The sequence below is a fragment of the Streptomyces sp. NBC_01622 genome, assembly GCF_045209635.1.
GTDB lineage: Bacteria > Actinomycetota > Actinomycetes > Streptomycetales > Streptomycetaceae > Streptomyces.
In genome coordinates, this window is record NZ_CP109293.1 from 6,084,758 (window position 1) to 6,097,807 (window position 13,050).

General features: G+C 68.4%; 9 protein-coding genes and 1 pseudogene. All 10 read right to left on the reverse strand.

The features are described 5' to 3' along the window. Positions 1-5 precede the first annotated feature (5 nt). The 10 genes and pseudogenes from OH768_RS27975 to OH768_RS28020 all read right to left on the reverse strand — a co-directional run bounded on the left by OH768_RS27975 (position 6) and on the right by OH768_RS28020 (position 13,044). Positions 6-1,028 (reverse strand): NAD-dependent epimerase/dehydratase family protein, encoded by a 1,023-nt coding sequence (locus tag OH768_RS27975; RefSeq protein ID WP_266839112.1) that lies wholly within the window; start codon positions 1,026-1,028, stop codon positions 6-8. Positions 1,029-1,148: 120 nt separating this feature from the next. Next, positions 1,149-3,017, reverse strand: coding sequence for a SpoIIE family protein phosphatase (locus tag OH768_RS27980; RefSeq protein WP_406465474.1), 1,869 nt, complete (start codon positions 3,015-3,017; stop codon positions 1,149-1,151). Continuing rightward, positions 3,012-4,379 (reverse strand): annotated as a pseudogene (locus OH768_RS27985) (SAV_2336 N-terminal domain-related protein); the annotation flags it as partial. The pseudogene OH768_RS27985 and the gene OH768_RS27980, both read right to left, overlap by 6 nt. Further along, positions 4,372-5,301 (reverse strand): MoxR family ATPase, encoded by a 930-nt coding sequence (locus tag OH768_RS27990; RefSeq protein WP_266839110.1) that lies wholly within the window; start codon positions 5,299-5,301, stop codon positions 4,372-4,374. The gene OH768_RS27990 and the pseudogene OH768_RS27985, both read right to left, overlap by 8 nt. Then, positions 5,298-7,367 carry a hypothetical protein gene (locus tag OH768_RS27995; protein ID WP_406458093.1) on the reverse strand — a complete coding sequence of 690 codons (2,070 nt, stop codon included), beginning with the start codon at positions 7,365-7,367 and terminating at the stop codon, positions 5,298-5,300. Before OH768_RS27995 ends, OH768_RS27990 begins: the two co-directional genes overlap by 4 nt. Next, a complete protein-coding gene (locus OH768_RS28000; protein ID WP_323187395.1) occupies positions 7,364-7,852 on the reverse strand; it encodes an alpha/beta fold hydrolase in 489 nt (162 codons plus the stop codon). The genes OH768_RS27995 and OH768_RS28000 overlap by 4 nt, the downstream gene beginning before the upstream one ends. An 817-nt stretch (positions 7,853-8,669) precedes the next feature. Next, complete coding sequence (locus tag OH768_RS28005) at positions 8,670-10,370, reverse strand: relaxase/mobilization nuclease domain-containing protein (protein WP_406458095.1); 1,701 nt, start codon at positions 10,368-10,370, stop codon at positions 8,670-8,672. Next, the gene (locus tag OH768_RS28010) at positions 10,367-10,708 is read right to left on the reverse strand and encodes a plasmid mobilization relaxosome protein MobC (protein ID WP_406458097.1); all 342 of its coding nucleotides are present in this window, start codon (positions 10,706-10,708) and stop codon (positions 10,367-10,369) included. Before OH768_RS28010 ends, OH768_RS28005 begins: the two co-directional genes overlap by 4 nt. A 397-nt stretch (positions 10,709-11,105) precedes the next feature. Next, positions 11,106-12,035 (reverse strand): DUF2637 domain-containing protein, encoded by a 930-nt coding sequence (locus OH768_RS28015; protein WP_406458099.1) that lies wholly within the window; start codon positions 12,033-12,035, stop codon positions 11,106-11,108. 322 nt (positions 12,036-12,357) lie between these two features. Beyond that, positions 12,358-13,044 (reverse strand): hypothetical protein, encoded by a 687-nt coding sequence (locus tag OH768_RS28020; RefSeq protein WP_406458101.1) that lies wholly within the window; start codon positions 13,042-13,044, stop codon positions 12,358-12,360. Positions 13,045-13,050: the final 6 nt, after the last annotated feature.

A 13,050-nucleotide genomic window follows, 5' to 3' on the forward strand; every position in this document is an offset into this window, starting at 1 on the left:
CCGACTCAGGAGGTGGAGGCCAGAGCAGCGAGGATCTTGACCTCCTTTTCCGGGGCGATTCCGTGCTCCGCCCAGCGAGGGTGATCCACCGGACGCCCGTCGGTCCGCAGCCAGGCCCACGTGTCCGTGATCGTCTCGGTCAGCGGCCGGCACCGCAGCCCGGCCGTCACCGCCTTGCTGGGGTCCACCGACCACACGCCGGCGTGGGTACGCCAGAGGGGCAGCTCGGTCCACTGCCGGACCTCGTGCTCGATGAGCACCTCAGGCTCCACCCACACCGGGTGACCGTTCGACTCGGTGACGGCAAGGCAGGCGAGCAGGAAGTCTCCGAACCCCATCCCCTCCGGATGGGCCAGGTTGTAGGCGCCGCCGCCGGCAGCCACCTGGTCCAGGGCGAAGGCCGCGACATCGCGCACGTCGACCGGCTGGATGACCCGGTCGGCCGGAGCCGGCGCCAGCACCGCTCCGCCCCGGCTGGCCCGGTTCAGCCACCACGGCAGCCTGCCCACGTACTCACCAGGCCCGAGGATGACCCCCGGCCGCAGGAAGATCGCCCCGTCGCCGAACGCCTCGGCGACCGCCCGCTCCCCGCCGGCCTTCTGGAACCCGTACTTGGTGGGCGACCCGTCCGCGCCGGTGTAACCGAAGGACTCGTCCGCGTCCGACGGACACTCCAGCACCTCGGACTCCTCGGTCAACGTGTCGTGCGGCCACCCCGCGTACACGGAGACGGTGGACACGTGCACCCACCGAGCTGTCGCATCGCGCAGGGCTTGCGCGGCCAGCCGCACGTCACGCGGTGGAAACTCGGAACTCGACGTATCGATCACCGCGTCCCAAGGACCCTGGGCAGCAAGCCGGTTGAGATCCGCAACCTTGGTGCGATCGCCATGGACCGTGTGCACCTCGGACACGTCGTGCCCGGACCGGCCGCGGTTGAACGTTGTCACATCCCAGCCGCGGCGTAGCGCCTCCGCCACGATGCTCTTGCCCAAGAACCATGTACCACCCAAGACCAGAATCTTCATACCAAGATCCTGCCCTCCTCGATGGCACGGGAAAAGGGACCGCGGAACAAGTGGAAATCCTCCAGTTGCCGCGAACAAACCCGGGCTGGCTGATGCGGCGGCTGGTGCTGAGCGAGTGCCTCAGGGGGCGACGTCCGGAGCGTCAGGCAGGCGGTATTCAAACCACACGACCTTGCCAGTGCTGAGTCGAGTGCTGCCCCATCGGCTGGCGATCGTGTTGACCAAGTGCAGACCAAACTCGCCCTTATCCGGGGTCCATGGTTTTTTGAGCCGCGGAAGTTGGGGCGTGCCGTCGCCAACTTCGCAGCGCAGCACGTCTGTGCGCAGCAGTCGTAGCGTGATTGGCCCCGACGCATGGAGTATGGCGTTGGTCACAAGTTCGTTGATCAGAAGTACGACAGCATCGCTAGTGGCCTCCAAGCCCCAGCGTGCCAGCGCCTGGCGTGCCACTTGCCGGGCCCGGCCTGGCGCTTGGTACTTCGGGTCGAGGGACCAGTACGCCACGTTGCTTGGTGAAATTCCCTCGAAGCGGGCAGCGAGCAGCACGACGTCGTCGTCCTGGAAGCCGGAGCCGAGCATGTCGAGCACCTCGTCGCACAGCGCCTCGAGCGGCGGCGGATGGCCGGGGTCGGCCTGTTGGGCGACCCCGGCGAGCCTCTCGCGCAGCTGTTCTATCCCGGTCCACACGTCCTGCTCGCGCGACTCGACTAAGCCGTCGGTATACAACAGCAGCGTCGCCCCGGCCGGGGCATTTAGCTCCACGGCTTCATAGTTGATGCCGCCGACACCGACCGGCGCGCCCTCCGGCACCCGCAGGACCTCGGCCCGGCCGCTCAGGTGCAGCAGCACCGGCGGCGGGTGTCCCGCGTTGGCGATGGTGATGCGGTGCGAGACCGGGTCGTAGACCGCGTAGAGGCAGGTCGCCATGCGGTCGGTGCCGAGGCGCTGGGCCTGTTCGTCGAGGTGGTGCAGGACCTCCTGCGGGGGCAGGTCGAGGCTGGCCAACGTCTGGGCGGTGGTGCGGAGTTGGCCCATAATCGCGGCCGACGTCGTGGTGTGGCCCATGACGTCGCCGACCACCAAGGCGATCCGGCTGCCGGGCAGCGGGATCGCGTCGTACCAGTCGCCACCCACCTGGGCCGTCTGCGAGGCAGGAAGGTATCGGGCGGCGAGCTGGATGCCGCTTGACCGGGGCAGCGTCTCCGGCAGCATCGCACGCTGCAGTTCCTTGTTGCTGCCCGCCTCCTGCCCGTAGAGCACGGCCTTGTCGATCGCGATCGCGCTGTGCGTGGCCAGTTGGGCCGAGAGCAACAGATCGTCGCCCGCAAAGGGCACCCGGTCTCGGTCACGCAGAAAGACGACGGCGCCAATCACCCGACGGCGGCCACGCAAAGGCGCAAGGATGGCTCGCTGGCCACCCGCTGCGGTGTGTCCGTCGCCCAGAAGTTCGTTCAACGCATCGACGGAGGTGGGCGAATCCATGAACATGGGCCGTACTCGACGTAGCACGTCGGCGAGTGCGCCGTCGGGCAGCACCTCGCACAGCTCTGCGGCCTCTCCGACATCAGGCTCCGGAAGGAAGGAGGGCGCCAGGAAGTCCTCAGCGTCATAGCCCCTCCAGCTTCGGTCCGTACGCCATCGCCTCAGCACCACAGGGCCCAGGGGCCGCTCGTCGCCGACCGGCAAGGGGTCGCGCAGGTAGAGGACGAGGCCGTCAGCGAAACCCGGGATCGTGGTTTCGAACAAGGCACGGCTGATCTCATCGATGTCGAGTTCCCCAGCAATCCGAGCCGTCGCCGAGGCGACGACCGCCGCCATACCGGCTGGCTCGTCTTCGCCGTCGTCGGCGTTGAGCGCCCGTAGAACATCAAGGGCAGCCTGACCGAACGGCCTCATTTCGGCGGGGAGCTGGTGCAGCGCTTCTTGATCGTCCAAAACCGCGGGCACGCTGGTACCGGGAGCGCAGACGCTCACGTATCTATCTAGCATCCCGTACAGTCGCCACGCCTCATGTTGAGGTAGCAGTCGCTTCAGTTCCTCTTCGGCGCCGCTGCGGAAGGTCACAACCAACGTGCCGTCGTCCTGAGGATGAAGAGACACGATGTCACTCGTGATCAGTTCGGCAATGTCGGCGACCGTGGCCTCGGGTACGAACTCCTGCCGGATCAAATGGAGAACGGGCAAACTGACGCGTCCAGCCAATGCGCACAGGATGGCCAGTTTGGCCGCGTCTGGTGAAGCTGTCCGCACGAACGCTTGGACAGGGTCCACCCGGGCCACGTGGGTGTGGCGGACGTTGCCGCGCTGAACGCGCCCCGCTGGGGGAACGAGCACGGCGTCGCAGCCGCCTGGATCGCCGCGCATCTGCGCGCGTGCCCAGCGGCCGAATGAGTGAGGGCTCAACGAGAGGACGGGGACAGGGAACCACGGCGATCTATCGGTTCCCGAGTCCTGCAGGAGCAGCGGCATGTCAAAGCGCAGCGTGGTGCTGCCGTTGCCTGGCACAGCCTGCCTGGCGGTGACGCCTGGGAGGTCCAGCGCGCTGCGCCTCCAGAGCTTCGGAGGTAGCGGATCGAGCAGTGCCACCGGTGTCGACTGAGCCCAGGCGCGCAGCTGCCTCCAAACTTCCGCGCGGTACCACCCGTGGGCCGAGCAGTCGGAGATGACGAGGACCAAACGCCTCCCCTGGGGTGAGAGCACGTGGTCGGGGCCAGCCGCCGCCCCCTGGTGATCGTGGAGAAGGGGCTGCGAGCCCTCGAAAGTCAGCCCCCAGGTGCGCAGAAGGCGGAAGGCTCCAAGGTGGTTAAGCACGCGCTCCAGCTCGGCGATGGTTTCTTTCCACACCTGCATGGACAGCGTCCGGTCGACAATCAGCAACAGGTCGAACCACCGCTCCGGAGCCGCTCGGAACGCCGGGATCAGCTCACCGCTGCGCGCGTATCCGTCAATCGTCTGCTCGACGTCGAGTTCCGTGTGCAGGCCAGCCGCCCACGGCCGTTTGTAGGCCCGCAACGCACGTGATAAATCCAGGGCTTGAGGCAGGGCCCGGCCACGCGTGACGGCGACCAATTCGCCCGACACACTGCCGAGGCTGTCGGAAAGCTGCTCATGTATCGCCAGGCCGGGCCGGGGCGAGCCCGCGACCGCCCGACCGCTACGCGGCCGGTGCCTCTGTGCACCGTCGGTCCGCGGCGGCACCGGTTCGGGTTCTTCGGTGCCTGTGTGCGACCGGATCGGTTCCCCACGGAACGTGGCAGCCAGCCAAACGGCTTCGGCCAGCGCCGTGTCATCCAGGTCCAGCGCCCCTGCCGCAAGGAGGTGATGCAGCACATGCGACAAGTGGTCAGGCACGTGACAGCTCTCGCATCAGCAGTTCGACGACATACTGCCGTCTGCCGTCGCCCGGAACTGTGGTTCCGGACATCACGTGAACGGCATTGAGTAGTTGATCGATCGCCAGGCTGTCGCCGCCGTCGAGTCTGGCCACAAATTCCTCGACAAGGTCCCGGACCGGTCCTCCGTCCTCGATGTCGATCTGCAAATGAGCCATGATCATCTGGCGAAGCAAGGAAACCGTAGGCGGCTGCATGGTGTAGCGGATGCATCGGCGAAGGAATGCGGCTGGGAAGTCACGCTCGCCGTTACTCGTCATGACAATGAAGGGAAACTGCGTGCAGCGCACACGGCCCCGCTCGATGTCGTGGTGCTCGTCGCCGCCCCACTGCCGGACGGAGACGACGTCCTTTTGGTAGCGGGCGAGTTCGGGGATCTCAAATTCACCGCGTTCCATGACGTCGAGCAAATCACTGGGGAGATCGAGGTCGCTCTTGTCCACTTCGTCGATCAATAGCGCGTTGGGCTGGTCCGAAGGCAACAGGGCTGTGCCAAGCGGCCCCAATTGCATGAAAGGTGCGATGTTGTCGACCCCGCCTGATTGGCCGAGGCGTTGCGCATGGATGCGGCCCAGGGCGTCGTACCGGTACAGCGCGTCGGTCAGGGTACTGCGGGAGGTGATGTGCCAGCGCAGCACGCCTCCAAGTTTCAGCTCGCTGGCCACCTGCTCAATGACGGTGGATTTACCCGATCCAGCCGGGCCCGTCAGGAGCAATGGCCGCCGTAGGTGTAGCGCCGCGTTCACGGATTCCACGAGTCCTGCGGGCGGCTGGAATTCCTTCGCCATTGCACGGCGTGGGAACGTCCGCCACGGCGGAGGAGGTGCGAGTTCCACGTCTCGCGGGACGCCGTCCCCGGTGTAGTACGGACTCCAGGTCATGAAAAGCTCCCGTTTACGACGTCGTGACTGTCGAACCAACTGCAGAAGTCAAGCCATTCGAGGTCGTGCCAGACAGATCTCAGATCGGCGAGCCGGTCAGAAGGGGCAGCGGAACCGCCTTGCCAGCGCTGCCGGTACGCTTCGGCCAGTTCTGTCGGCAGACGGTCCCAGAACATATCCAGGAGCGTCTGTTCCGCCGATGAGAAGTCATTGTTTGTGTCGGGCCACAGCACGACCGGCACGTATGCTAGAAGCAGTTCCATCAGCTGCTTCAGGTGGGTCGGCCGGTGCGTGAACGCCACGGCACGCGTGTACCTGCCGGCCCGCAACAGGTCTCCGAAGTCCTGCGGTTGGCCCATGTCCTGTTCGGCCAGCCAGTCGACAGGAGCCTTGGTCGCGCAGCTGCTCATCCGCTCCAGGCCAGCCCGAGCGTGATCGTTGATCCACCATAGGTGAGCAGGTGGGTTCAGACGCATGCTCCAGCGCACCACCACGTCGTAGTTCACGCCCAGACGCACGCCGAAGTCGGTCTCTTCGGGCTTCCAGCGCAGGATTAGCGAAGTGGGGACGGCGACGTCCACGTGTTTCAGCGGCGCGTGGCGCTGCCGCGCGTGCTTGCGCGCCCAGGCGACAGCCTCTCCGACCTTTGCCTCGACCGCCGCCTGCGTGGGCGCGCAGGCGACCTCCGCTCGCTCGCACACTGCGCCGTCGTCCAGCAGCCACAGGTCCAGCGACTCGGGCCAGTCGTCCGCCACCGTGGCGTGCAGGCTGACTACCAGACGCAGTCGTCGCTCGGCTTGGCCGCGGGAGAGATTCTCCTGGGTGTCGTTGAGCTCGATCTGGGCCCCGCAGACGTCTGCCCATGCCGCAACCTCGGGAGCGGAAAGGTCCAGCCCGGCATCGGCTCCGAGCGCCGCGACGAAGCTGGTGAGCAATGCTGTCCTACTGTCACCGACCCGCGGTGCGCGTAGGACGAGTAATTCGAGGAGATCCGTGAGCAGCGCAGTGCCCGTGGTGTGTGGCACCAGCGCGTGCGCGTCGGCGGGCATGGCGGGCAGTGCCTTGCGCAGCCGTTGAGTAGTCAGCTTGCTGGCCATCCAGGAGGTAAGGAAGGACCGGCTGACGAGGCAGATACGCAGGCCGTCAACGATGTGGACCGCCCGTTGGACGAGGGCAGCCGGGCCGATTCCTGTGCCGGTCTCCTTGATCCGTTGAATCTCATGTCGCACCCGGTCCAGCTCGTGCAGTGTCCAGGGTTCCGGCCAGGTCACGGCAGGGCCGACCGCTTCCAGTGCCAATCGAAGGTCCTCGTTGCCGAACGTGCCAGGGCCAGGGCGATCGGCGCCGACGAGGCGGGGATTGTGCGACAGCCACAGCTCGTGCACCGCAAAGTGATCACCGTCGTGCTCCAGACTGACTACGTCCTGGCCGGTTACCACATGCCTCAGCGCCTCCCGGAGCGCGGATACCCCCATGCGCTTCCCTGCGCCCGAGAGTCCCTGTCTCAGCAGTTCGGTGAGCTGTCGGCTGAACACGAGATCGTAGGCTTTCTGGTCAGCCCCAGAGGCCATGAGCAGGGAAACGCGGGTGCGCCCGCCCCGTACGCCTGCCACCAGAGCCTTGACGTCGGGCACGGCTCCTGCAGCGTGGCAGGTGTCGACCAGACCGATGACGCCGTTGACTCCAGGCTGGTCCGCTGCCTCGATGATGAGATGGCCAACGTTCACGGCAGTACTGAGTACGTCCGGCTTCGTGTCGGCCCCCATTACGTATAACTCGGAGCGTCCCGGCGGCGCCATGCCATGGCCGAGGAAGGCCAGGACCAGTGTGGCGCCGACGTCCCCGGCCCGCCGGGCGGCGGCACGCACTGCGGCCTCGATCCGGACCTGGGTCACCTCCGTGCCGTACAACACGGCAACTCCGCCAGCAAGCGCGGGTAAGCACTGGCCTAGATCGTTCTGCTGAAGTACCTCCCCCAAGGCGCGCGCGGCGCCCTCCAACTCGTCCAGATGGCCCACGGCGGTGTTCTGGGGCGCCACGACGAGAAGCAGCCGCGAGTCGGTCATGCAGCTGTCCCCTCCCCGGCGAGCCGGATGGCCTCCACGACCGGACCGGCCACGCTTGCCTGCGCCAGGTACTTGGTGGCTGTGTGGACCCAGATGCCGTCCGAGTCCACCCGATCGCTCACCGGCAGGCAGCCACCGGCGTTGGGCAGTACGTCCCGCTCCAGCCATGGGCGAGGAGCGATGATGTCGTCCCGGTCCCAGAGGTTGAGCCAGCGCTCCACGCAGTCCGGGGTGACAGGCGGCTGAGGGCGCAGCCGAGGGCGTACGACGGTGCGCATGCCTATCGGGGATCCCAAAGTCACGAGCAACGGGATGCGACCCCCATGGTGGTGCAGGGATTCCAGCGCGACGACGCTCCCGAGGGAGTGCGCTATGACGACTGTTGGCCTGCCGTTGTCCAGGAAGTCCAGGACGCGATTGCGGATGCGTTCGTCGAGAGTGCGTCCGTTGCTGTCCACCTCGGACCTGGCCAGATAACGGGTCACTTGGGAAAGGTGCCCTGCCATGAGGCGGCCGCTCGCCCACTGGCCCCCGCGACGTAATCCCGGCAGGGCTAGCAGGGTTGTGCAGACATTTACCAGTCGTCGTGCGACATCTCCGCTCCCCTGAGCCTGCTGTGTAGCCGTCAGCTCCACGCGCGCGTGCTGCAGGACGCGCCGTTCACTGTCGCCGGGGTAGAGCGCCAGCTGAGTGTCAATCAAGTCCTCCAGCATATGCCGGAACACTTCGCCCTCACCTACTTCGACGTGGGGCGCCGCGCCTCCTTGTGTCTGCGGGGGCGCGAACAGATCCCCGTAGTAGGCGAAGGCCGTGTCAACGAAGCCGTTTTGAGCCAGTGCCAATCCGTCCGGCGAATGACCCGCCTTGTGGGCTCCGACAGCCAGGGCCGCGAGCCAGGAGTCACGTTCCGTCTCGGGGTCTCGTGCGCCACCGATCCCATGAATGAACACCAAGGCAGGTCTCACGCCGTGGTCCCCCTCCCCGTCCCACCGCACATGTGCACTGGCCCAACAGCGCTGCACACAAAGGCAGTCGACACGGTCCGCGTGCTTAGAGAAAAGTCGAGATTAGCAAGCGGAGCCCTCGCGCGGGCACGGCTGCGCGAGGTTAGCCGCCAGGGCAAGAGGAGCCTCCAGTTGGACGGTAGCGCTGTCCGGCACCATTTCCAGGTGGTCGGACAGGCACTAGTGACCATTGAGCTCACGAGCCGTGGTGCTGCCTCGGCGGTGTTGGAGCCGGGCAGACGGCGCGGCTTGCGCTCGCTGACCAGCGCGTTCGCGGATATGGGCTGGCCTGGGACAGTCAGAGTCGGCGCGATCGCATCACTTCTTGCCGGGGCGCGGTCGCGACGGCGGGGACTGCAGCAGGAGTCGGCTTCGAACGGCCAGGCGGCGTGGTGATGTAACCGAGGTGGTGCAGCCTCCAAACCAAGACGTCGCTGGCCGAGTCGGCGCTGTCGAGTTCGCGTTGGGCGGCGGCCTTGGCCAGCAGGACAGCCGTGTCGTGGCCGTCATGTTCGGCCTGGTCGAGAACAGCTGTCAGTCCGTCCCAACCGGGCTCGGCCTGGAGGCGGTCGGCCAGGTGGGGGAGGGCGGCGCGGACCATGGCGGCGTGGCGTCGTCGGTTCGGGGCGGGCAGGCGTTCGCCGTGGGCGCGCAGTGTGGCCAGTGGGCCGGCAGCGGTGGCCTGGTACGCGGTACGCAGGTGACGGGCGGCGAGCTGTGCGGCCTTGGCCTGCTGGGCGTGGCCACGGGCGGCGTGCCAGCGGGCGGCGGCGACGACGGCCAAGATCATGACGTCGAGGATCAGGGCGGTTGCGGTGCCGTCCGGGCCGCGGCCGAGGGCCGTGCCGGAGTGGACGATCTGGCCGGCTGCACGGCGCAGGGCGTACATCTCCTCGTTCTTGGCGCCGATGTGGGAGCGGCTGGCGCGCTCGAAATGCCGTGCGGCTGCTTGCAGTTCGGCGCGGCTGGAGGGGGGTGAGGTCTGGGCGAGGGCGTCGAGGACCTCGCCGACCCCGATCAGCTGGGCTGCCGCTGTGTTGTCGTCCTCGGATGTGATCGAGGTGAGGGCGGAGTCGGCGGCCTGGACGGCGACGTAGCGGGCGCGGGCTGGTGCCGAGGCGCCGCTCGGGTCCAGGGCCGTGGGCTGCGCGGCCGTGTCGGTGGGCGTGGTGAACCGTTTGCGGATGCGGGGCAGGGAGAGGTCGGGGGCGAGGGTGGAACCGGCGTAGTAGACGGGCTCTTTGTCCCCGTTGCGGTCGTCGGGCAGGGCGACCTTGTATCCCTGCAAGTCGCCGGAGGGCAACACCTTGGTACGTACGAGGAGCCCGGCACTCTTGAGACGGTCGAGGAACTCCTCCTCACTGTTCGCGCCGGCCACCGCGCGGCGCACGGTCTCGCGCAGCTCCTCGCGGGCGGTGCGGTCCCGGCCCTCGCGTTCGGCCTTGTGTCGTTCGGCGCTGGTCGGCCGCTTGGCGGCGGTCCCGTCCCCGGCTGGGACGCGGCGCAGGCCGTAATCGACTTCGATACGGCGGCACTCGGTCTGGGCGCGGCGGGCCTCGTTGTGCAGGCGGGGCCGGCGGCCGTCGTCGCGTACGAGGGTGGCGATGATGTGGATGTGGTCGTCGGCGTGCCGGACGGCCGCCCAGCGGCAGGCGGTTTCGTCGCCGTCGGGGGCGATGCCGGTGGTGGCGACCATGCGGCGGGCGATGGCTGCCCAGTCCTCGTCGGACAGGACCGGGTCCTCGGGGGCGGCCCGTACGGACAGGTGCCATACGTGCTTCTCGGGTCGCTTGCCGACGGGCAGTGCGGTGACGGGCTGGTCGAGCAGGTGCTGGAGCTGTTCGTAGGTGGCCTTCGGGTCACGGCCGGGGTCGGGGGTGAGCGGGTCGAAGGCGGCCACCAGGTGCGGGTCGATGTGCTCCTCTTTGGTGCCGGGGCCGTAGAGGTAGCTGATCAGGCCGATCGTCTCGCTGCCGCGGTCGTGGATGCTGGGGATCACGCAGGCGTACCGCCGTCGCGGTGGGCGAGCAGGGCATCGGCGGCGTGCTCCATGCGGCGGGCGGCGTTGCCGACGGCCTCGGCCGCTGCGTCCAGGTGGGGTGCGTCGGTGCCGGAGTTGAGGGCCTTGGCGACCTGGTTGAACAGGCCGTGGATGCGGCCGAGGTGCCGGCGGGCGGCGAACAGCTCGTTGATGACTTCCCGTTCCGTCGCGATCTCGGCGGCGGTGCGGTTCAGGTCGCGGGCGGCCTTGTCGGCGGCGTAGGCGAGGAAGGCGGCGTTGGACATCTGACAGTGGGCGGCGGCGTCGGCGAATCGCTTGAACTCGGTGTCGTTCATACGGCAGCTGGGCTGCTTCAGTCGCTTGCGTGACTTCGGCAGACGGGCACGCTGACGTCTGGTCGACACGGACTCGGCCTGCCCCCTTCCTCCCTGCTGCGGTCCGCCCTCGGTCGCAGCCTGACTGCCCGGTGCCCCCTGGCGCCGGGCTGTTCCCGCCACCCCCGGGGAGGGAACTCCGGAAGCATCGCTTCCGGTACAACTTGCTGCGCTGTTCAGGCCAGCGGTCATCTCCCCTTCGGCTGTGGGGAGTTCGTAGTTCGGGTCGTGCATGGGTCGGTTCTCCGTGGGTGCTGTCGCCGGGTGCTTCGCTGTGCGCAATCCCTGTGCCCTTGGCTTGTCTGCCTGGGGCACAGGGTGAGCTGGAAGGGCGGGGCGGTCGGTGTGTTTGCTGGGCTCAGGTGGTGCCGACGGCGGCTGTGCCGCGTTGACTCTGGCGCTCGGAGGCGGCTTCGTCGCGTCCGTCGAGAGGCTCGGTCTCGGAGCCGTCGTGGGCGGCGGGATCTGGCCGGTCGGTGCGCTCGGTCTGCAGCTGGTCGCGCAGGGTGCGGGCGCGGTTTTGGCTGATCCTGAGTTCGTTGCGCAGGCGTTGTGCGGTCAGCCGGTCGTCGCTCCAGCTCGCGGTCAGGAGTCGGGCCTCGTCGAGGACTTCGGCGTCGGTGCGCGTGCGGTCGGGGGCCGACTTTGTGGTGGAGGGGACCCGACCGGTCGAACGGCGTGGGGCGGCTCCGGTCGACTCGACCGTGGTGGTCGACCGTTGCGGTCGGGTAGAGCGGGCCGCCTGGTCGGCCTCGGCCAGCTTTGTCACGGGCATCTTGCCGGCCTTTGCGGGGGCCGACCCGGTCGGTGGCTCGGGGGCCGATTGGGCCTGGTCGGAGCTCGACCGTGCGGGCTGCTCATCGGCCTGCCGACCAACCGCTTCGGCAGAGTCGGCCGACTCGGGGTGGTGGTGCAGTACCTTCGCCACGAGGTCCGATCCGAAGTAGATCGACCCGACCGGTAGCGAGGTCGCCAGGAGTACGAGGGCCCAGTTTGCCGGGTCCCAGTCGGTCAGTCGGCCCCACTGGGTCGGCGTGGTGTGCAGGGCCGGGGTCAGGCCGTGCACGTAGTTCAGCAGGAGGCTGGCGATCGTGTAGGTCGCCAGGACCCGCAGGGCGAACTTCCGGTCGGCATCGGGCAGCACGAGCGTGGCGATCAGCGCGAGGGCCATCAGCCCGTCGACCACGATCGGGTAGAACAGGGCGGCGGTGGGGTCGGCGCCGATGGCGCGGGCGACGTCGGACAAGGCGTTCCACGAGACTCGGAAGGCCATGAGGACCACAGCCATCAGGCCGACGACGAGGGTGAAGCGTGCCCCGCGGTTCCGGCGATGACTCTCAGCTCGTGCGTCGGCGGGGCGGCGGTAGAGAGCTCGGAGACGGGCGAAGGGAGAGCGATGGCTGTCGGCGCTGGGGATGGCGACCGGAGCTATCGGGGTGGGGGAGGTCAAGTCAGATATCTCCAGGGTGGGCGCAGGCGGGCATGAGGTGAGGTCTCCGAGGAAGCCGTCCGGGCATGGCATTGGTGCTGCCGGCGGGTGGTGAAGGTGGGATTCGGGTGCGGTGGAGAGGCCGTTGGTCAGGCGTCGGCGCCGATACGGCAGCCGCCGGTCACGCGGCGTCCTGCCGGGCCAGCTCTGCCGCGGCGAGGTCCACGCGGGTGGGGTGCGGCCTCGTGCGGGGTGCGTTGCCCCGGGCGTGGCCGTCGAGCCCGAGGCGCTGGCTGCGGCAGGGCTCGCCCTTGTCGGCGTGGCACCACCGGCACGGGACGCTGAGAGCGTCGGGCTGTCCGGTGGCGACGGCAGCCTCGCGGGCGGCACGCGCGGGCCGGTAGGGGGCGAGTGCCGCGCGGACGGCCGGCGGGATGGACGATCCGACGGCGGCGAGGCGGGCATCGATGTCCCGGTGCGGGCTCCCGGTGAGCTGTCGGTGCGGGGAGGGCGCGGCCATGCCGGTGGCGACGGCGTGCCGTGTGCCGAGGAGTTCGGTGCGCCAGGCGGCGGGGTCGTCCGGATCGGCGGCCGGGGTGGGATCGGTGTGCCGGTCCAGGCGGTCGCGACGGTAGGCGCGCCACTTGCGGGCGACGTCCACCGGGAGGATCGGGTACGGGGAGTCCAGGACGTGGGCCCGTATCGCCTCGCGGACGTCCCAGCCGTGATCGGTGGCGAAGGGCACGTCGTCGAGCAGTTCCTGCCACTGGGCGACCTGGTCACGGACTTCGGCCGTGCCGGTGCGGATGGTGCGGGGATCGAGGCGGCCGATGTAGGCGAGGACGGCGGCGACTTCACGTTGGTCCAAAGGCGG

Bases quoted from the DNA above. Each gene is read 5' to 3' on its own strand.
- OH768_RS27975 (WP_266839112.1), bottom strand. From the start codon at position 1,028: ATGAAGATTCTGGTCTTGGGTGGTACATGGTTCTTGGGCAAGAGCATC.
- OH768_RS27980 (WP_406465474.1), bottom strand. From the start codon at position 3,017: ATGCTAGATAGATACGTGAGCGTCTGCGCTCCCGGTACCAGCGTGCCC.
- OH768_RS27990 (WP_266839110.1), bottom strand. From the start codon at position 5,301: ATGACCTGGAGTCCGTACTACACCGGGGACGGCGTCCCGCGAGACGTG.
- OH768_RS27995 (WP_406458093.1), bottom strand. From the start codon at position 7,367: ATGACCGACTCGCGGCTGCTTCTCGTCGTGGCGCCCCAGAACACCGCC.
- OH768_RS28010 (WP_406458097.1), bottom strand. From the start codon at position 10,708: ATGAACGACACCGAGTTCAAGCGATTCGCCGACGCCGCCGCCCACTGT.
- OH768_RS28015 (WP_406458099.1), bottom strand. From the start codon at position 12,035: ATGGCTGTGGTCCTCATGGCCTTCCGAGTCTCGTGGAACGCCTTGTCC.